The sequence below is a fragment of the Curtobacterium sp. Leaf183 genome (assembly GCF_001424385.1).
Classification (GTDB): Bacteria; Actinomycetota; Actinomycetes; order Actinomycetales; family Microbacteriaceae; genus Curtobacterium.
The window spans coordinates 98,551-119,248 of the sequence record NZ_LMPO01000009.1; the positions used below are offsets into that span (position 1 = coordinate 98,551).

14 protein-coding genes are annotated in these 20,698 nt (G+C 72.0%); 8 read left to right on the forward strand and 6 right to left on the reverse strand.

Going from position 1 to position 20,698, the window contains the following annotated elements; translation table 11 throughout:
- Window positions 1–14 precede the first annotated feature (14 nt).
- The 8 genes from trpC (at window position 15) to ASG04_RS11350 (ending at window position 13,060) form a co-directional block, all read left to right on the forward strand.
- Window positions 15–788 carry an indole-3-glycerol phosphate synthase TrpC gene (trpC, locus tag ASG04_RS11315; protein WP_056125711.1) on the forward strand — a complete coding sequence of 258 codons (774 nt, stop codon included), beginning with the start codon at window positions 15–17 and terminating at the stop codon, window positions 786–788.
- Window positions 789–795: 7 nt separating this feature from the next.
- Window positions 796–2,049, forward strand: a complete 1,254-nt coding sequence (gene trpB, locus ASG04_RS11320) for a tryptophan synthase subunit beta (RefSeq protein WP_082518183.1) — start codon at window positions 796–798, stop codon at window positions 2,047–2,049.
- Window positions 2,046–2,837, forward strand: a complete 792-nt coding sequence (trpA, locus tag ASG04_RS11325; RefSeq protein WP_056124252.1) for a tryptophan synthase subunit alpha — start codon at window positions 2,046–2,048, stop codon at window positions 2,835–2,837. Before trpB ends, trpA begins: the two co-directional genes overlap by 4 nt.
- Window positions 2,838–3,041: 204 nt before the next feature.
- The gene (lgt, locus tag ASG04_RS11330) at window positions 3,042–4,034 is read left to right on the forward strand and encodes a prolipoprotein diacylglyceryl transferase (RefSeq protein ID WP_082518060.1); all 993 of its coding nucleotides are present in this window, start codon (window positions 3,042–3,044) and stop codon (window positions 4,032–4,034) included.
- Window positions 4,035–4,134: 100 nt separating this feature from the next.
- Window positions 4,135–8,748, forward strand: coding sequence for a glutamate synthase large subunit (gltB, locus tag ASG04_RS11335; RefSeq protein WP_056124255.1), 4,614 nt, complete (start codon window positions 4,135–4,137; stop codon window positions 8,746–8,748).
- A gap of 41 nt (window positions 8,749–8,789) precedes the next feature.
- Window positions 8,790–10,247 carry a glutamate synthase subunit beta gene (locus tag ASG04_RS11340; protein WP_056124258.1) on the forward strand — a complete coding sequence of 486 codons (1,458 nt, stop codon included), beginning with the start codon at window positions 8,790–8,792 and terminating at the stop codon, window positions 10,245–10,247.
- Between the two features lie 124 nt (window positions 10,248–10,371).
- Window positions 10,372–11,817, forward strand: coding sequence for a pyruvate kinase (gene pyk / locus ASG04_RS11345; protein WP_056124261.1), 1,446 nt, complete (start codon window positions 10,372–10,374; stop codon window positions 11,815–11,817).
- Window positions 11,818–11,965: 148 nt separating this feature from the next.
- Complete coding sequence (locus ASG04_RS11350) at window positions 11,966–13,060, forward strand: VIT1/CCC1 transporter family protein (RefSeq protein ID WP_056124266.1); 1,095 nt, start codon at window positions 11,966–11,968, stop codon at window positions 13,058–13,060.
- Here ASG04_RS11350 and ASG04_RS17605 read toward each other — a convergent pair.
- From ASG04_RS17605 to ASG04_RS11380, 6 genes are read right to left on the reverse strand one after another with little or no spacing between them, the layout of a single operon-like run.
- Complete coding sequence (locus tag ASG04_RS17605; protein WP_056124269.1) at window positions 13,057–13,626, reverse strand: HdeD family acid-resistance protein; 570 nt, start codon at window positions 13,624–13,626, stop codon at window positions 13,057–13,059. The genes ASG04_RS11350 and ASG04_RS17605 overlap by 4 nt on opposite strands.
- A 44-nt stretch (window positions 13,627–13,670) precedes the next feature.
- The gene (locus tag ASG04_RS17610; protein ID WP_056124271.1) at window positions 13,671–14,264 is read right to left on the reverse strand and encodes a hypothetical protein; all 594 of its coding nucleotides are present in this window, start codon (window positions 14,262–14,264) and stop codon (window positions 13,671–13,673) included.
- On the reverse strand, window positions 14,261–18,211 hold the full coding sequence (eccCa, locus tag ASG04_RS11365; protein WP_056124274.1) for a type VII secretion protein EccCa: 3,951 nt from the start codon (window positions 18,209–18,211) through the stop codon (window positions 14,261–14,263). Before eccCa ends, ASG04_RS17610 begins: the two co-directional genes overlap by 4 nt.
- Window positions 18,208–19,083, reverse strand: coding sequence for a hypothetical protein (locus ASG04_RS11370; RefSeq protein ID WP_056124277.1), 876 nt, complete (start codon window positions 19,081–19,083; stop codon window positions 18,208–18,210). The genes eccCa and ASG04_RS11370 overlap by 4 nt, the downstream gene beginning before the upstream one ends.
- Window positions 19,083–20,411 carry a type VII secretion integral membrane protein EccD gene (gene eccD, locus ASG04_RS11375; RefSeq protein ID WP_056124281.1) on the reverse strand — a complete coding sequence of 443 codons (1,329 nt, stop codon included), beginning with the start codon at window positions 20,409–20,411 and terminating at the stop codon, window positions 19,083–19,085. The genes ASG04_RS11370 and eccD overlap by 1 nt, the downstream gene beginning before the upstream one ends.
- Entirely contained in the window at window positions 20,408–20,698 is a 291-nt protein-coding gene (locus ASG04_RS11380) for a hypothetical protein (protein WP_056124284.1), read from the reverse strand. Before ASG04_RS11380 ends, eccD begins: the two co-directional genes overlap by 4 nt.

Consider the following 20,698-nt stretch of genomic DNA (forward strand, 5'->3'; position numbering starts at 1 on the left):
CGCGCATGCCCAACGTGCTCGAGACCCTCGTCGCGGGCGCGCTCGAGGACGCAGCCGCCCGCCGCGTCGACCGCCCGTACTCCGACGTCGAACGTGACCTCGACCGTGTCACTTCGCCGCTCGACGCCCTCGACTTCCTGGCACCCGGCGACCGCGTCAAGGTCCTCGCCGAGGTCAAGCGTGCCAGCCCGTCGCGCGGGTCGATGGCGCCGATCACCGACCCGGCCGGTCTCGCCGCGGACTACGAACGCGGTGGCGCGTCGGCGATAAGCGTCCTGACCGAGGGGCGCAAGTTCCTCGGCTCGCTCGCCGACCTCGAGGCCGTCAAGGCGCGCGTGTCGGTCCCGGTGCTCCGCAAGGACTTCATCGCAGACCCGTACCAGGTCGTCGAGGCCCGGGCGTCCGGCGCCGACGTGGTGCTCCTCATCGTCGCGGCGCTCGAGCAGCAGCAGCTGGTCGAGCTCCACGAGCTGGCCGAACAGCTCGGCATGCGTGTCCTGGTCGAGGCCCACTCGGGCGACGAGGTCTCGCGTGGGCTGGACGCCGGTGCCCGCATCCTCGGCGTGAACGCCCGCGACCTCACCGACTTCTCGCTCGACCGCGACCTGTTCGGCTCCCTGGCCGACCGGATCCCCGACGGGGTCGTCCGTGTCGCCGAGTCCGCCGTCACCGGCCCCGCCGACGTGGCGCACTACCGCCGCGCCGGAGCTGACGTCGTCCTGGTGGGCGAAGCACTCGTCACCGGTGCCGACCCCGCCGCTGCACTCGCGTCGTTCCTCGACGCCTGACACCTCGATGGTCCGGCCACGAGCCGGACTCGTCTGGAGCACCAACGTGACCTCACTCCGTGACCTGCACGGTCCGTACTTCGGCGACTTCGGCGGACGCTTCGTCCCCGAGTCGCTCGTGCTGGCGCTCGACGAGCTCGAAGCGGCCTTCCGCGAGGCCTGGGCCGATCCCGCGTTCCACGCCGAGCTCGACGCCCTGCACCGCGACTACACCGGCCGACCCTCGATCATCACCGAGGTACCGCGGTTCGCCAAGCACGCCGGCGGTGCCCGGGTGATCCTCAAGCGCGAGGACCTCAACCACACCGGTTCGCACAAGATCAACAACGTGCTCGGCCAGGCACTGGTGGCGAAGCGCCTCGGCAAGACCCGGCTGATCGCCGAGACCGGTGCGGGGCAGCACGGTGTCGCGACCGCGACGGCTGCCGCCCTGTTCGGCATGGACTGCGTCGTCTACATGGGCGCCGTCGACACCGAGCGACAGGCCCTCAACGTCGCCCGGATGCGGCTGCTCGGCGCCCAGGTGATCCCGGTCGAGACCGGCTCGCGCACGCTCAAGGACGCGATCAACGACGCCCTCCGCGACTGGGTCGCGAACGTCGACTCGACGCACTACCTGCTCGGCACGGTCGCCGGCCCCCACCCGTTCCCGGAGATGGTCCGCGAGTTCCACAAGGTGATCGGCATCGAGGCCCGCCAGCAGGTCCTCGACCTGGTCGGTCGGCTTCCCGACGCCGTCGCCGCGTGCGTCGGCGGCGGGTCGAACGCGATGGGCATCTTCGAGGCGTTCCTCGACGACGAGTCCGTCCGGCTGCTCGGCTACGAGGCCGGTGGCGACGGCGTCGAGACCGGTCGGCACGCCGCCAGCATCACGCTCGGGCGCGAAGGCGTGCTGCAGGGCGCCAAGTCCTACCTCATGCAGGACGAGGACGGCCAGACCATCGAGAGCCACAGCATCTCCGCCGGTCTCGACTACCCGAGCGTCGGACCGGAGCACGCGCACCTGGCGGCGATCGGCCGCGCCCAGTACGAACCGATCACGGACACCGAGGCGATGGAGGCGTTCCGGCTGCTCAGTCGCACCGAGGGCATCCTGCCCGCGATCGAGACGTCGCACGCCCTGGCCGGCGTGATGAAGCTCGGCCGGGAACTCGGGCCGGACGGGGTCATCCTCGTCAACATGTCCGGACGCGGCGACAAGGACGTGGCCACGGCCAGCCGGTACTTCGGTGTCCTCGACGAGACCGCGGTGCAGCTGTGACCGCCCGGACCGTCGCGACGACGATCGACCAGGCCAACGCCGACCGAGCCGGCGCGGTCGTCGGCTACCTGCCGGCTGGCTACCCCGACCTCGACACGAGCGTCGACGCGGCCGTGGCCCTCGCCGAGAACGGCGTCGACGTCATCGAGCTCGGACTGCCCTACTCCGACCCGGTCATGGACGGCCCGGTCATCCAGCGTGCGGCGGAGGAGAGCCTGGCCAACGGCTTCCGTGTCGCGCAGGTCTTCGACGCGGTCCACCGGATCACCGAACGTGCCGACGTGCCGGTCCTGGTGATGACCTACTGGAACCCGGTCCTGCGGTACGGGGTCGAGCGGTTCGCCGACGACCTGGTCGCCGCGGGCGCTGCCGGGCTGATCACGCCCGACCTGGTCCCCGACGAGGCCCGCGAGTGGATGGGCGCTTCCGAGCGCACCGGACTCGACCGCGTGTTCCTGGCCGCTCCGTCGTCGTCCGACGTCCGCATGAAGCAGGCCGTCGACTCCAGCCGTGGGTTCGTGTACGCGGTCTCGACGATGGGTGTCACCGGTGCACGCGCGGGCGTCGACGTCGCCGCGCGCACCGTCGTGTCACGGCTCCGTGACGCGGGCGTCGCCCGGACGTGCGTGGGGCTCGGCATCTCGACGGCTGACCAGGTGACCGAGGTCCTCGAGTACGCCGACGGTGCCATCGTCGGGTCCGCCTTCGTCCGTGCCCTCGCCGACCTCGGGGTGACCGGTGTCGGTCAGCGGGCCGCCGAGCTGTCGGCGGGTGCTGTGCGGCGCTGACGGTCCGTCACCGACCGACCGGGAGGCCCGGTGCGGGTGAGCAGTCCAGCTCACGAGCACCGGGCCTCCCGTCTCCTGCGCATCACGGTTTCCACAGACAGCCCCCGGCGGTTCCTGACCGGCGGGCCACCCGCGCTACAGTGATCCGGGGTCGACGCAACCGGATCGGCACCGACAGCTGCACTGAAAGGCGCCAGTTCCTCCATGCCCCTCCTGAGCATCCCGAGCCCCAGCACGGCCTGGCAGTACTTCGACCTGACCGCCTGGCTCCGTGACGTGTTCGGCTGGTCGCTGCCGCTCGACTTCCGCATCCACGCCTACGCGATCTGCATCCTGCTCGGGATCGTCGCCGCGGTGGTGGTCACGAACCGCCGGCTCAACGCCCGCGGCGTCGAGCGGTGGATCATCATCGACATCGCGATCTGGGCGGTGCCGTTCGGCATCGTCGGCGGCCGGTTGTTCCACGTGTTCACGCACGTCAGCGACTACTTCGGGCCCGGGCGCGACCCGCTGTCGTTCCTCTACATCTGGGAGGGCGGCCTGGCGATCTTCGGCGCGCTGATCCTCGGTTCCGTCGGTGCGTACTTCGGGTGCCGTCAGGTCGGGCTGCGGTTCACGGCGTTCCTCGACGCCGTCGCCCCGGCGATGCTGCTGGCCCAGGCGTTCGGACGCCTCGGCAACTACTTCAACCACGAGCTCTTCGGCATGCCGACCAGCCTGCCGTGGGGCCTGCAGATCGAGTCGTCGAACGCCGCGTACCCGACCGGGCTGCCCGAGGGCACGCTCTTCCACCCGACGTTCCTGTACGAGATCATCTGGAACGTCATCGGGTTCGCGGTCATCATGCTGATCGACCGGAAGTTCCAGCTGCAGTGGGGCCGGGTCCTCTCGCTGTACCTGATCTGGTACGGCATCGGCCGGTCGGTCCTCGAGTCCATCCGCGTCGACACGAGCGAGACCTTCTTCGGCATCCGGACGAACGTCTGGGCCTCGTTCGCGGCGATCATCATCGGGCTGGTCGTCTTCTACGTCCAGTCGAAGCGCCACACCGGCAAGGAACCCAGCGCCTACCTGCCGGGTCGCGAGCCGCGCTCGAAGACCGATGTAGACTCCGAGGACACCTACTCGGAGCACGACGACGACGCACCCATCGCCGCCGGTTCCAGCTCGGTCGCCACAGCTGCCGACCGTTCCTGACGGCCCGGCCCCACGGGGTCGGACGGTGGGCGAGCTCGACTCCAGTCTCGCCCCACGGCCATCGCTGCCCCTGTTCCACTCGCTCGTGAGGACGGTCCCCATGGCGCTCCAGCCACCCCAGCTCCCCTCGACCACCGGGTCCGCGCTGCGGCCCGCGCACCAGCGGTTCTCCGCGGTGCCGGACGCAGCCGGCATGTACGACCCGGCGAACGAGAAGGACGCGTGCGGCCTGGCGATGGTCGCGACGCTCCGCGGGACGCCGGGCCACGACATCGTCGACGCCGCGCTCGGTGCGCTCCGCAACCTCGAGCACCGCGGGGCCGTCGGCTCCGACGCGGGGACCGGCGACGGCGCCGGCATCCTGTGCCAGGTGCCCGACGAGTTCTTCCGTGCCGAGGCGCCAGTCGAGCTCCCGGCGGCGGGGGAGTACGCCGTGGGGACCGCCTACCTGCCGCTCGACGCCGACGACCGCGCCGCCGTCAAGGCCGCGGTCGAGGCCACCGCGACGGACGAGGGCCTGCGCGTCCTCGGCTGGCGCGAGGTCCCGGTGCGACCCGAGGTGCTCGGCTCCCTCGCGCGTGCCGCCATGCCCGCGTTCGAACAGTGCTTCGTCGTGTCCGAACACCACGAGCAGGACGGCACCCCGCGCAGCGGCGTCGCCCTGGACCGACAGACCTTCCGCCTCCGCAAGCGCGTCGAGCGCGAGCAGGAGATCTACTTCATGTCGCTGTCGAGCCGGACCATGGTCTACAAGGGCATGGTCACGACGCTCCAGCTCGAGCCGTTCTACCCCGATCTCAGCGACGAGCGGTTCGCGTCGAAGCTGGCGATCGTGCACTCGCGCTACTCGACCAACACCTTCCCCTCGTGGCCGCTCGCCCAGCCGTTCCGCACGCTCGCCCACAACGGCGAGATCAACACCGTCCGTGGCAACCGCAACTGGATGCGCGCTCGGCAGTCGCAGCTCGAGAGCGACCTGCTCGGCGACATGGCACCCCTGCTGCCGATCGTCAGCCCCGGCGCCAGTGACTCGGCCTCGTTCGACGAGACCCTCGAGCTGCTGACCCTGACCGGGCGGTCGCTCCCGCACGCGGTGTCGATGATGGTTCCCGAGGCCTGGGAGAACCAGACCGACATGGACCCGGAACTCCGCGACTTCTACGAGTACCACTCGATGCTCATGGAGCCGTGGGACGGCCCCGCGGCGATCACGTTCACCGATGGCTCGCTCGTCGGTGCCACGCTCGACCGCAACGGCCTGCGCCCTGGTCGGTTCCTGGTCACCGACGACGGACTGATCGTCATGGGCTCGGAGACCGGTGTCATCGACGTGCCCGCGTCGAAGGTCGTCCGCAAGGGCCGCCTGCGCCCGGGTCGACTCTTCCTCGTCGATACCGAGGCCGGCCGCATCATCGAGGACGACGAGGTCAAGCGCGAGCTCGCGACGTCGGGTCCGTGGGGCGAGTGGCTCGCCGCCGGCCGCATCAACCTGCGCGACCTGCCCGAGCGCGAGCACATCGTGCACACCCCCGCCTCGGTCACGCGGCGCCAGCGGGCGTTCGGGTACACCGAAGAAGAAGTGCGCGTGCTGCTGCGGCCGATGGCGGCTGCGGGTGCCGAGCCCCTCGGGGCCATGGGGTCGGACACGCCCATCGCGGTCCTGTCCCAGCGACCGCGTCTGCTGTTCGACTACTTCACGCAGCAGTTCGCCCAGGTCACGAACCCACCGCTCGACTCGATCCGCGAGCAGGTCATCACGTCGATGGGCATGGGGCTCGGGCCGGAGCGCAACCTGCTCGACGCCGGCCCCGAGCACGCCAAGCAGATCGTGCTCGACTTCCCGGTCATCGACAACGACCAGCTCGCCAAGGTCCAGCACTTCGAGACCGACTCGGGGCGCCACCTCACCGTGACGATCCGCGGGCTGTACCGCGTCGACGCCGGCGAACAGGCGATGGAGCAACGCATCCAGGCCGTCTGCGACGAGGTCGACGACGCGATCGAGTCCGGCAAGCAGTTCATCGTGCTGTCGGACCGTGACGGCAACGCCGAGAACGCGCCCGTCCCGAGCCTGCTGCTGCTGGCCGCCGTCCACCACCACCTGATCCGCACCGAGCAGCGCATGAAGGTCGGGCTCATCGTCGAGGCCGGTGACGTCCGCGAGGTCCACCACGTCGCCACCCTGATCGGGTACGGCGCCTCGGCGATCAACCCGTACCTGGCGATGGAGACCTGCGAGAACCTGGTGCGCCAGGGCATGATCGCCGGCATCACCCCGGAGCAGGCGGTCAAGAACGTCATCAAGGCGCTCGGCAAGGGCGTGCTCAAGATCATGTCGAAGATGGGCATCTCGACGGTGTCCAGCTACGCGGGCGCCCAGGCCTTCGAGGCGGTCGGCCTGTCGCAGGAGTTCGTCGACCGCTACTTCACCGGCACCTCGTCGATCCTCGGCGGCGTCGACATCGACGTCATCGCGAAGGAGAACGCCGAGCGCCACGTGCAGGCGTACCCGCAGGACGGCTCGGTGCTCGCGCACGAGCGACTGCAGACCGGCGGCGAGTACCAGTGGCGCCGCGAGGGCCCGCCGCACCTGTTCAACCCGGACACCGTGTTCCGGCTGCAGCACGCCACGCGCGCGCGCCGGTACGACATCTTCCGCGAGTACTCCAAGGCGGTCGACGACCAGGCCGAAGAGCTGATGACGCTGCGCGGACTGTTCCGCTTCAAGCACGGCGTCCGCTCGCCGATCCCGCTCGAGGACGTCGAGCCGATCGAGTCGATCGTCAAGCGGTTCAACACCGGCGCGATGTCGTACGGATCGATCTCGAAGGAAGCCCACGAGACCCTCGCGATCGCGATGAACCGCCTGGGCGGCCGGTCGAACACCGGCGAGGGCGGCGAGGACGTCGACCGGCTGCTCGACCCCGAGCGGCGCAGTGCGATCAAGCAGGTCGCCTCCGGGCGGTTCGGCGTGACGAGCATGTACCTGACGCACGCCACCGACATCCAGCTCAAGATGGCGCAGGGTGCCAAGCCCGGCGAGGGCGGGCAGCTCCCGCCCCAGAAGGTGTACCCGTGGATCGCGCGCACGCGGCACGCCACGGCCGGCGTCGGGCTGATCTCGCCGCCGCCGCACCACGACATCTACTCGATCGAGGACCTCAAGCAGCTGATCTTCGACGTCAAGCGCGCGAACCCCTCGGCGCGCGTGCACGTCAAGCTCGTCAGTCAGTCCGGCATCGGTGCCGTGGCAGCCGGCGTGACGAAGGCCCTCGCCGACGTCGTGCTGGTCTCCGGCCACGACGGCGGCACAGGAGCCTCGCCGCTGAACTCGCTCAAGCACGCCGGCACCCCGTGGGAGATCGGCCTGGCCGAGACCCAGCAGACGCTCATGCTCAACGGCATGCGCGACCGCGTCGTGGTGCAGGTCGACGGCCAGATGAAGACCGGTCGTGACGTGGTCGTCGCAGCGCTGCTCGGCGCCGAGGAGTACGGCTTCGCCACGGCCCCGCTCGTGGTCGAGGGCTGCATCCTGATGCGGGTGTGCCACCTCGACACGTGCCCGGTCGGCGTCGCCACGCAGAACCCCGAGCTCCGCAAGCGCTTCTCCGGCAAGCCCGAGTTCGTCGTCAACTTCTTCGAGTTCATCGCGCAAGAGGTGCGCGAGCTGCTGGCCGAGCTCGGCTTCCGCACCCTCGACGAGGCGATCGGGGCGACCGACGTGCTCGACGTCGACCGCGCGGTGGAGCACTGGAAGGCATCGGGCCTCGACCTGGCCCCGGTGCTGCACGGTCCGGACTTCACGGCCGACGAGCCGCGCCGGCACCACCGCGACCAGGACCACGAGCTCGAGCACCACTTCGACGTGCAGCTCATCCACCGGGCGTCCGACGTGCTCGAACACGGCGGCACGATCACGCTCGACCTGCCGATCCGCAACACGGAGCGCGCGGTCGGCACGATGCTCGGCCACGAGGTCACGCTCCGCCACGGTGAGAACGGGCTGCCGGCGGGGTCGATCGACATCACGCTGCGCGGGTCGGCCGGGCAGTCGCTCGGAGCGTTCCTGCCGGCGGGCATCACGCTGCGGCTCATCGGCGACAGCAACGACTACGTCGGCAAGGGCCTGTCCGGCGGGGACATCGTCGTGCGTCCGACCGAGGGCGGCGGGTTCGAGCCGAGCGAGAACGTCATCGCCGGCAACGTCATCGGCTACGGCGCGACGCAGGGCAGCATGTTCATCCGCGGCATCGTGGGGGAGCGGTTCCTGGTGCGCAACTCCGGTGCGACCGCCGTGGTCGAGGGCGTCGGCGACCACGCGCTCGAGTACATGACCGGCGGGCTGGCCGTCGTGCTCGGCGAGACCGGGCGCAACCTCGGCGCCGGCATGTCGGGTGGCACCGCGTACGTGCTCGGTCTCCGGACCGAGCACGTGAACGCCGATGCGCTGGCCAGCGGTGAGCTGCGCCTCGAAGCGCTCGACAGCGCGGACGTCGAGATCGTCACCGACCTGCTCGAGCGGCACACCGCCGAGACGGGCTCGACGGTCGCGGCCGACCTGCTGGCCTCCGGCGACCTGTCCGCGTTCGTCAAGGTGCTGCCGCGCGACTACGCGGCCGTGCTCGAGACCCGCAGACAGGCCGTCGACGAGGGACTCGACCCCGACGGCGACGTCGTCTGGAACCGCATCATGGAGGTGACCGCAGGTGGCTGACTCCCTGACGACACACCAGACCGACACCCCGGAGGCAACACATGGCTGACCCCAAGGGCTTCCTGAAGGTCCAGGAACGCGAACTGCCGAAGCGTCGGCCCGTCCCGGTGCGGCTCATGGACTGGAAAGAGGTCTACGAGCAGCAGGAGTCGGGTCAGCTCAAGCGCCAGGCCGGCCGCTGCATGGACTGCGGCGTGCCGTTCTGCCACCAGGGCTGCCCCCTCGGCAACCTCATCCCCGAGTGGAACGACCTGACCTGGCGTGGCGAGGGTCGTCAGGCGATCGAGCGGCTGCACGCGACGAACAACTTCCCCGAGTTCACCGGCCGTCTGTGCCCGGCACCCTGCGAGTCGTCCTGCGTGCTGGGCATCAACCAGCCGCCGGTGACGATCAAGCAGGTCGAGGTCTCGATCATCGACCAGGCCTTCCAGAACGGGTGGGTCACCCCGCACCCGCCGGAGCGCCTGACCGGCAAGACCGTGGCCGTGGTCGGTTCCGGACCAGCCGGACTCGCGGCCGCCCAGCAGCTCACCCGAGCCGGGCACACCGTCGCGGTCTACGAGCGCGACGACCGCATCGGCGGGCTGCTGCGCTACGGCATCCCGGACTTCAAGATGGAGAAGCGCCAGATCGACGCGCGACTCGCCCAGATGCAGGCCGAGGGCACGCGCTTCCGCGCCGGCGTCGAGATCGGCGTCGACATCACCTGGGACGACCTGAAGTCGCGGTACGACGCGGTCGTGGTCGCCACGGGTGCGACGGTGCCGCGCGACCTGCCGATCCCGGGTCGCGACCTGGCCGGCGTGCACTTCGCGATGGAGTACCTCGTCCAGCAGAACCGTGCCGGCGCCGGCACGGTGGTCGACAACCAGGTCACCGCCGAGGGCAAGCACGTCGTCGTGATCGGCGGCGGTGACACCGGCGCGGACTGCATCGGCACCGCCCACCGACAGGGCGCCCTGAGCGTCACGAACCTGGCCATCGGCAAGCAGCCTCCCGAGGAACGTCCCGAGGACCAGCCGTGGCCGATGTTCCCGACCGTGTTCGAGGTCACGAGCGCCCACGAAGAGGGCGGCGAACGTGCGTTCCTGGCCTCGACGGTCGAGTTCCTGGGCAACGAGGCGGGCGAGGTCCGTGCGCTGCGCGTGGCCGAGACCGAGTACCTCGACGGGCGTCGTGTCCCCAGGGCCGGCACCGAGCGCGAGATCCCGGCCGACCTGGTCCTCGTCGCGATGGGCTTCACCGGACCGGAGACCGACACCCTCGAACCCCAGCTCGGCCTGCCGCTCAACGCCGGGGGCGTGGTCGCACGCGGCGCCGACTACACGACCAACGAGCCCGGCGTCTTCGTCGCCGGTGACGCGGGTCGTGGGCAGTCGCTCATCGTGTGGGCGATCGCCGAGGGTCGGGCGGCCGCCGCGAAGGTCGACGAGTACCTCGAGGGCACGACGATGCTCCCCGCCCCGGTCAAGGCGACCGACCGGGCGATCTCCGTCTGATGCACGTCTCAGGGTGAGCAGGAGGCCACCGGCACTCGATAGGGTGCTGGTGGCCTCTCTTCGTACCGCGAAGCCCCACGAACACCATGCACGCAGGCCCCACCACCACACACGAAGGAATCCAGTGAGACGCGCAAAGATCGTTTCGACCCTCGGACCGGCCACCTCGGACTACGAGACCGTCAAGGAGATCATCGAGGCGGGTGTCGACGTCGCTCGACTCAACCTCAGCCACGGTGACTACAGCGTCCACGAGGCGAACTACGAGAACGTCCGTCGCGCGGCGGCGGAGCTCGGCAAGCCCGTCGCGATCCTCGTCGACCTGCAGGGTCCGAAGATCCGCCTCGCCCGGTTCGCCGACGGCCCGCACCACCTGGACGTGGGCGACGTCTTCACGATCACGACCGAGGACGTGCCCGGCTCGAAGGAGATCTGCGGCACGACCTTCAAGGGGCTCCCGCAGGACGTCAAGCCCGGCGACCCACTGCTCATCGACGACGGTCGCGTGCGGCTGCGCGTCCTCGACACCGACGGCGTGCGTGTCCGCACCGAGGTCGTCGTCGCCGGCACGGTCTCGAACAACAAGGGCATCAACCTGCCCGGTGTCGCGGTCAACGTCCCCGCGCTCAGCGAGAAGGACGAGGCCGACCTGCGCTGGGGCATCCGCCAGGGCGCCGACCTCATCGCACTGTCGTTCGTCCGCAACGCCTCGGACGTCGTCCGTGCGCACGAGATCATGGACGAAGAGGGCAAGCGCCTGCCCGTCATCGCCAAGATCGAGAAGCCGCAGGCGGTCGATGCGCTCGAGGAGATCATCGACGCCTTCGACTCGATCATGGTCGCCCGCGGTGACCTCGGCGTCGAGCTCCCGCTCGAGGCCGTCCCGATCGTGCAGAAGCGCGCCGTCGAGCTCGCCCGCCGCATGGCCAAGCCGGTCATCGTCGCGACGCAGATGCTCGAGTCGATGATCTCGTCGCCGATCCCCACCCGCGCCGAGACCTCCGACGTCGCGAACGCCGTGCTCGACGGGGCCGACGCGGTCATGCTGTCCGGCGAGACGAGCGTCGGTGAGTACCCGGTGCAGACCGTCCGCACGATGGCCCGCATCGTCGAGTCCACCGAGGACCACGGCCTCGAGCGCATCGCGCCGCTCGGCACGAAGCCACGCACGCTCGGTGGAGCCATCACGCTCGCAGCGGTCGAGATCGCCGAGTTCACCGAGGCGTCCTACCTCTGCGTGTTCACCGAGTCCGGTGACTCCGCCCGCCGCATGTCGCGACTGCGGCACGGCCTGCCCATCATCGCCTTCACCCCGAACGAGGCCACCCGCCGTCGGATGACCCTCACCTGGGGCGTCCGCTCGTTCCTGGTCGAGCGGAAGACGCACACCGACGAGCTGTTCTCGCAGGTGGACGACGTCCTGCTCGAGAACGGCCTGGCGTCGCCCGGCGACCGTGTGATCGTGACGGCCGGTTCGCCTCCCGGCATCGAGGGCTCGACGAACGACCTGCGCGTGCACCGCGTCGGCGACGCGCACGCCGAGGCGGCCCCGGCGTACGTTCGGGACTAGTCCCGCGACGCGCGAGGGCGCGGACCGGAGGCCCTGTACACGGGTGCAGGCAGGCTCCAGACCGCGCCCTCGCCGCGTCCAGTGCGCGGCCTGGCCCGGGGCGCGCGCCGGGTCGAGACCCGGCCAGCCACCGACAGGAGACGACCCGATGAGCGAGCACAGCCTCCAGACCGACGCGGCGGCCCGTCAACCGGGCGACGTGCGTCGCTGGCGTCGTTACCTGGCGGACGAGCGCGCCGAAGCGGCCGTGTACCGCAACCTCGCTGCGCGACGTGACGGTGAGGAGCGCGAGATCCTGGCGGCGCTGGCCGAGGCCGAGGGCCGGCACGAGCAGCACTGGGTCGACCTGCTCGGTGACGACGCCGGTCGGCCGCTGCGGGGCAGTCTGCGCACGCGGGTGCTCGCCGCCCTGGCGAAGCGCTTCGGGTCGGTGTTCGTGCTCGCGCTCATGCAGCGCGCCGAGGACCGCTCCCCGTACGCCGACGACGACGACGCCACCGCGCAGATGGCGGCCGACGAGCGGATCCACGGCGAGGTCGTCCGCGGCCTCGCGAACCGCGGGCGGATGCGGTTGTCCGGCACGTTCCGGGCGGCGGTGTTCGGCGCGAACGACGGCCTGGTGTCGAACCTCGCGCTGATCATCGGCATCAGCGCCAGCGGGGCCGACCGGCACTTCGTGCTGCTGAGCGGCATCGCCGGGCTCCTCGCCGGTGCGCTGTCGATGGGTGCCGGCGAGTACGTCTCCGTCCGGTCCCAGCGGGAGCTGCTCGAGGCATCGGCACCGCACCCCGACGCCGGGGACGCGGTCGCGCACCTCGACGTCGACGCGAACGAGCTCGCGCTGGTCTACCGGGCGCGCGGCATGCCCGAGGCCGAAGCCGAGTCGCACGCCGCCGAGGTCATCGCCGGTCTGGGCAGCGGGCCCGCGACCGGGCCCACCCGGGTCGCCGACGACCACGAGGCGGTCGGCAACGGCATGAGCGCCGCCATCTCGAGCTTCTGCTTCTTCGCCTCGGGCGCGATCATCCCGGTGCTGCCGTACCTGTTCGGGCTCGAGGGCTGGGCGGCGATCGCGGTGGCGGCGTTCCTGGTCGGCGTCGCGCTGCTCGGGACCGGCGCGGTCGTCGGGGTCCTGAGCGGGGCGTCACCGCTGCGCCGGGCGCTCCGGCAGCTCGCGATCGGCTTCGGCGCAGCCGTGGTGACGTACCTGCTCGGCCTGCTGTTCGGGACCGGCGCGGCCTAGCGGCGGTCGGTGTGGGCGGGAGCGCCCTGGCGGCGGACCGCAGACCGCGGCGGCAGGAGGAGCAGCGCCCCGATGCCGACGACGACGAGCGCGATCCCCGCCAGCACCATGAACACCGTCAGGGCCATGCCGGGCGCGACGAGCACTGCGACACCCGCCAGGACCGACAACACACCGCTGACGACCGTGGGCACGCGCGAGGACCCGGGGTGCCCGACGACGGCGCCGACCAGGGCGACGACGCCCTCGATCACGAACCCCACCCCGGCGAGCACCGCGTAGACGACGAGGGGGACCAGCGGATCGAGGAGCGTGACGAGCCCGGCCAGCGCGACGAGGGTGCCGACGACCCCCGAGGTCCAGCGCCAGACGGGAGGCGTGCCGTGTCCGCGCACCGCCGCGTACACCCGCAGCACCCCGGCGACGACGAGGTAGACGCCGAACAGCAGCGCGACGACGACCAACGAGGGGTCGGGCAGCACCACGGCCACGACGCCGAGGACGATCGCCACGACGGCGGTCACCACGACGAACACCCGGAACGTGCGGACGGCACGAGAGTCCACGGGAGGTCCTCCTGATCGTTCGGGACTCAGACGGTACCCGGGGATCAGCCGCGGCGTTGCGTCGCGAGCATGCCGACGGTGCGCCGGTCGAACTCGGCGAGTGCCCGTCGGGTGGCGGCGGACAGGCGGGACGACGGGATCCGGCCGCCGATCCCGAGCGCCCGGTCGGACGGCAGGCGCAGCACGCTGCTGTGGTCGTGCCGGAGCCGGAACTCGTCCACGTCCCGCCGGTCGACGTCGGAGCCGAACGGGGTGTTGAGGACGACGAGCGTCCGTGTCGACGCCGACCGTCCGGAGCGACCGGTGGCGGCCTCGAGGACGCGCGCGGCGTCGGCGAGCCCGACGCCCGTCGCCGGTGCCACGACGACGAGCAGGTCGGCCGGCGACGCCAGGGCCTCGATGCCGCCGCGCCACGCGTGCGCTCCGACGTCGTGGACGGCGACGGTGTCCTCGACCGCCGACACGTCGTCGCCGTTCGGCAGCCGGAGGCCGAGGTCGCCGCCCGAGTGGTCGTACAGCACCGGGGCGCCGACGACGGACGCGCGGCGGAGCGCCTCGAACAGCAGCGCGGCGACCGTGGTCGTGCCGACACCGCCGGCCGTGCCGGCGACGACGATCCGGACGGGCGTGACGCTCACCGGTCGTCCTCCGCGGTCGTGCCCGCAGTCCGGAAGTGCGCGACCTGGGCGATGAACGACCGTTCACCGCGCCGCAGCATGCGACCGCGGCCGGCGGTCATCGGCTCGGCGTACACCTGCGGCGCGATCTGTCCCTCGCTCCGCTCCCCGGACATCAGGAAGGTGCTGCCGCCGGTGTCGCGGAGCGCCTGCAGGGTCAGGTCGAACAGCGCCCGCTGCAGACCGGCCACCGGGCGTGCCACGAGCACGTGCAGGCGCAGGTCGCGGGCCGACGGCAGGTACGGCAACAGCGGCTCCAGCGGCTGCGTCCCGCCGCTGGCGAGGATGTCGAAGTCGTCCACGACCACGACGATCCGGGGGCCGGAGCCGCGGTCGGACGAGGCCTGCCGCTTGGCGAGTTCCTCGGCGATGGCCGCCGCGAGCGACCGGGCCTCGAGGGCGCTCGACGCCTGTCCGCCCAGGTAGTCGTCGGGGCAGACGTCGGCGAGGGCACCACGGCTGTCCATGACGGCGACGACGAGCTCGTCGGGCGAGTGCCGGTCGACCAGCCCCTCGACGACCCCGCGCAGCAGCGTCGACTTGCCCGACCGGGAGTCGCCGAAGACGAGCAGATGCTGGTCGCGGTCGCCGAGTTCGAGGAACGCCGGCTGCATGGTGTCCTGGCGCAGCCCGAACGGCACGCGGTCCGGCTCGACGAAGGGGTCGGGGAGCTCCGACGGTTCGTAGTCGGCCGGCAGCAGGCGGATGGGTGCCGCTCCCGGGCCCGACCAGCTGTCCGCCGCCCGGCGTGCCAGGGCCTCGAGGGCGTCCGCCACGTCGTCGTCGTCCACGTCGTCCATGACCGGCAGTGCGAGCTGCACGAAGCGCCGCTCCTCGGTGATCGCCCGGCCGCGCTGGTCGGCACGGATCGTCTGCGACAGCCGACGGTCGACCACCGAGTCGGCGGGGTCGTTCAGGCGCAGCTCGACCCGCGTCCCCACGAGCGGCTGCACGGCCATGCGCAGCTCGTTCCACCGCGTCATCGTCATGACGACGTGCACACCCAGTCCGGAGCCACGCTGCAGCAGTTCGCCGAGGACGGGCTCGAACCGCTCGTACTCGTCGCGCACGGCCCCGTACCCGTCGACGAGCAGGACGACCTCGGCGCTCGGGAGCTCCGGCAGCGCACCGGCCGCGTGCCGGGCACGCAGCGCGTCGAGGGAGTCGACGCCGTGCACGCGGAACGCACGTTCACGGGTGGCGAGCATGAGCTGGAGCTCCTCGAGCAACCGCTGCATGCGTGCCGGGTCCGCCCGGGTCGCGACGCCACCGACGTGGGGGAAGGCCTCGATCCGCGCGAGGCCGCTCCCGCTGAGGTCCAGCCCGTACAGGCTGACCTGCTGGGGCGTCGCCGTCAGGGCCGTGGAGGCGGCGATCGACCGCAGCATCGTGGAGCGACCGGACTGCGGGGCCCCGATCACGGCGGCGTGCCCGCCGGCTCGCGTGAGGTCGAGGTACCAGGGGCGCTGCGTCTGCTCGGACGGGTCGTCGAGCAGTCCGAGGGGGACACGCAGCGCGGGCACGTCCTCGACCCGCTCGGTGATCACCCGCGAGAGCGCGAGTCGCGTCGGCAGCGGTGGCAGCCAGATCGGGCGGGTGGTGCGGTCGGCGTCGAGCAGGCGCTCGACGGCTTCGTCGACCAGTGCGCGTCCGGTCTGCGGACGACGGAGCTCGGTCTCGCCCGGTCCGTCGTCACCCGCATCGGAGGCGAGGGTGTTGAAGACGGGCAGGAGGACCGGCTCCGGTCGCGACGCCGGCTCGGCCCGGACGGTGGTCGTCTCGACGGGCCCGGAGACGTACCCCGCACGGAACCGCCGGTAGACGGAGGTGTCGACCTTGAGGTACCCGTACCCGGGGATCGCGGGCAGGTGGAACGCGTCGGGGCGGTCGAGGATCGTGGAGCTCTCGGCCTCGGAGAACGTCCGGAGCCCCAGCCGGTACGACAGGTACGTGTCGAGCCCCCGCAGCCGTCCGGCCTCGATGCGCTGGCTGGACAGCAGCAGGTGCACGCCGATGGACCGGCCGATGCGCCCGATCGTCATGAGCAGCTCGATGAACTCGGGCTCCGCCGTCAGCAGCTCGCCGAACTCGTCGATCACGAGGAGCAGGTGCGGCAGCGGCGGCAGTTCCGGACGCTGCGTGCGGAGTTCGCGGTAGTGCGTGATCGACGGCGCGTTGTCGGCGTCGCGCAGCACCCGCTGTCGTCGGACGACCTCGCCCGCGATCGAGGCGCGTGCCCGTTCGATGAGCCCGGCGTCGTCCTCGAGGTTGTCGATGATGCCGGCGATGTGCGGGAGTGCGGCGAACGGGGCGAACGCGGCCCCGCCCTTGTAGTCGACGAGGACCATGCTGAGGTCCTCGGGGGAGTGCGAGAGCGCGAGGCCGAGCACGAGCGTCCGGAGCATCTCGGACTTGCCGGAGCCGGTCGCACCGATGCAGATGCCGTGCGGGCCCATGCCGAGCTGCGCGGACTCCTTCAGGTCGAGGAGCACGGGCGCGCCGAAGTCGTCGAGACCGATCGGCACCCGCAGGAAGTCCCGGGGCGAGCGGGGCAGCCAGACCTGCTCGGGCGAGACGTCGGCCATGTCGGTGATGCCGAGCAGCTCCGTCACGCCGATGCCGTCCACCGACTCGGCGGCGTCCTGCGCGGTGAGGCTGAGCCGCAGCGGCGCGAGTTCGCGGGCCAGGGTCTCGAAGGTCGTCGCCGGCACGCGGTCGGTCCGGAAGCGCGTCTCGACGACCTCGCCGTCGGCCTCGCGCCGCGCGTCGGTGACGGTGGCGTCGTCGTCCTCGACCACGATCCGGACGGTGACGTCGGACGGCTCGTGCAGGCGGTCCGACAGCAGGTGCACGGTCGTGACCTGGAGCTCCGCGAGTCCGAGGTCGGCGTCCGGTACCGGCAGGTCGGAGGCGATGTGCCCGTGGTCGTCGACGAACACGACGAGCCGGGCGTTCTCGGCCTGGTCGCTCGTCCCGGAACTGCGCTTGGCGGTCGCGGCGAACTGCGCCCGGTCGGCCAGTTCGCCGCCGATCACCCCGAGGAGCGACTGGACGTCGGGCGCGATGCGCCGCGCCGGGACGTCGCCGTCGAGCAGCTCGTCGTCGACGGCGTGCGGCAGCAGGTCGAACCCGCGCCAGTCGTCGGCGCGGGCACCGGGGTGCACGAGGGCCAGGTGCAGGTCCTCGGGGGAGTGCAACGTCGCGAGCTGGGCGATCATCCCGCGCGCCACCTCGAGCACACGGTCCCGGTCGCCGATGACCGCGACGTGGCCGGCGCGGTCCAGGTCGACGGTCACCGGCATGCCCGCGACGGTCGCGTAGTGCTGCACGACCGTGCGCGCCTCGTCGAGCATGATCGGGTCGAAGGGCTGCACCGGGTTCTCGTCGTCGGGCAGCGTCAGGTCGAACCAGCGCACGTCGCCGACCCCACCGCGGACGACGAGGAAGTCGTCGTGGCCGCGCCGGCGTTCCCACAGCCGCGCCGGGTCGCGGACGACCTCGATCAGGGCGTCCGGTTCCGGGTTCAGCACGCTGGCCTTCGCCCGGACGTCGCGGGCCCGCGCACGCATCTCGGTCCGGGTCCGTTCGAGGAAGTCGAGGTAGCGCTCACGCTGCGACCGTCGGGTCCTGGCCTGGTTCCCGCGCTGGGACACGGCCATGCCGACGCCCCCGACCAGGGCGACCACGAGCACGACGGCACCGATGACCATGAAGACGGGGTTGGCGTTGCGCAGCACGACGATCATCACGATCGACGAGAGCGATCCGACGACGGGCAGCAGCGTCTGGATCGGGATGCCGCCGACGGGTCCCTCCGGCAGCGCGGGCGGTGGGGCGAGCGGCTCGGTCGGCTCGTCGCGGAGCGGGCGGCTCACGCGCGTCGGGCGGTGGACGAGTCGACGCGTCATCGGTCGCTCCGTTCGGTCGCGGTGCCGGCCGTCGTCGTGTCGAGCAGCGCGGCGGCGAGCCGGGCGTGCGCGGTGCGGGTCGCGACGGTGAGGTCGCGCGTCGACCTGGGGGCGCCCGCGAGCCGTGCCAGGTCGGCGGGGATCCGCAGGACCGTGGCGTCCGGCCACCGGACGGCTTCGACGGCTCGCGAGCCCGAGCGCCCGACGTCCACCGCGGCCACGACGACCGTCGGTCGGTGTTCGAGCGCGCGGACGGCCTCGACGACGGCCATGGCACGCTCGAGCGACACCCGGTCGGTCCTCGCGACCAGGCAGACGGCGTGGCTGGCGTACGCGACCGCGGTCAGGTCGACGCCGGGGGCGCGGACGCCCCAGTCGGTGCAGACCACGTCGAAGAACCGCGTGACCGGGGCGACCGCCTCGGCCCAGCGAGCTTCGGTCGCCTGACGGGGCGGTGCGTCGTGTTCGTCCGCCGTGCCGGGCTCGCGGACGTCGAGGGCGTACAGCCCGGAACCGGCGCGGGCGAGTCCGGCGGTGGCGTCCGACGTGCTCGCCGGGTCGCGCCGTCGCGCGTCGTCGACGGTCGGCGGCAGGTCGGGCAGCCCCGCGTGCCAGAGCATCGAGCGCGCGCCGGCCGCAGCGTCGACCCCCAGGACCGGACCCGTCCGGCGGTGGGCCACCAGGTTGGCGACGAGCGACGCCGACGTGGATGCGCCGACCCCGCCGGTGAGCTGCACGAAGCCGAGCCGTCGACTGAGGGCGAGCGGGGCGCGGATCGCACGGTCGGCCTGCTCCAGCACGCCCGTCCCGGACGCCGTGGCTCCGAGGACCGCGGCCGGGGCGGTGCCGACGAGTGACCGCAGCACGCCCATCAGAACGCCCCGAGGAGCTGGCCGTACACGCCGAACGTGCCGATCAGCAGGGGGACGAGGGCGATCACCGCGAGCGACTCGACGACGTTGCCGAGCCGCCGGAGCGACGCACGCTGGTGCCGGGCGGGGGCCACGAGCACGAGCAGCGCGACCACGACCGCCAGACCGGCGAGGACCGCGGGGGCCAGTGCTCCGTCGTCGCCGCGCAGGTGCACCGTCACGCCGACCACGACCGCCGGCACCGTCGCCGCCCACAGCGCCGCGACCTGCGCCGCGAGCGGGAACGCACGGGTCCGCAGCGCGGTCACGGTCACGAGTGCGACGCCGAGCCACTGCGCCCACGGACCGGTCGCCTCGGCGACCCCGACGAGGGCGACCGCGAGCGTCGAGGCCACCGCGAAGGTGGCCCACGTGAGCGTCCGGTAGGCACGGTCCACCGTGGTCAGCACGGTCTCGCGCCGGGCGAGGCGTCCGGTGATCACCTGGTCGTCGAGCCCCGTCAACCCCGACAGCGACATCGCGTACCAGGGGATGAGCCCGATCACGACGACCGCGGCGGTGGCGAGCACACCGGCACTCTCGACCCCGGTCATCGGGGTCCGCTCGAGCAGCGTCGCGGCGCCGGCTCCGACCACACCGACCGCCGAGCCCAGTGCGGCCGGCGCGGAGCGGCGGCCCAGTCCCGCCACCAGGAACAGCGCGAGCCACGCGACGGTCGCGGTGGGCGCGGCCAGGCCGAGCGTGACGGAGCCGGACGGCCCGGTGGAGGCGAGCAGGGCCTCCAGGCCGACCGCCGTCGGGAACGCGAGCCCGAGGGCGGCGGCGAGGAGGGCCCAGGCCACGGTCCGGACCCGGACCAGGGCGAGGCCGAGCCCGGCGACCACGCAGACGGCCCACGCGATCGCCGGGACGGCTCGGAGGCCCGGCAGGTCGAGCGCGGCGACCCCGGCGGCGAGCGTCAGCAGACCGATGCCCACGCCGCCGACCAGCAGGCGTGGCCCCGGACCCCACAGACCGGCGCGGGACCCGAGCGCGTCGCTGACGGCGTCGGTCACGTCGCTGACCTCGGGCGGCGGCGGGGCCTCGTCGAGCCGCAGCAGCCGCAACACCTCGCCGTCGGCGACCCCCTGGTCGGCAGCCGAGGCCGTGGTGTCGAGCTGTTCCCCGGTCGACCGGAGCAGCGTGAGCGGACGCGCGACCGGCGCCACCCGTTCGTCCAGCAGCTCGACGAGCCGTGGGACGAGCGACCCGAGGGTCTCGTCGCTCGGGATGACGAGCGTCGCTCGGCGGGTGGCACCGACGACGGTCAGGCGTGTGAAGTCGGTCACCGGTTCCCCCCGACGCTCGTCCCGCTCGCGGGTGCCGTGGTGCTCGTGGTGCCGGTGGACCCGCCGAGGCCGCCGGCCTGTCCGTTCTGGATGGCGTTCAGGACGAAGGCCGTCCCGACACACCCGGCACACACGACGGCGGCGAGCACCATGCTGCCCACCAGGCGTCGGACGTTGTCGTTGACCGTGCGGCGCTCCGCCAGCTCGCCGATCAGGAAGGCCCCGCGCAGACGGACCCGGTGCGTGCGCACCGACTCCAGCAGGATCGTGTCGTTGTTGTCAGGCAC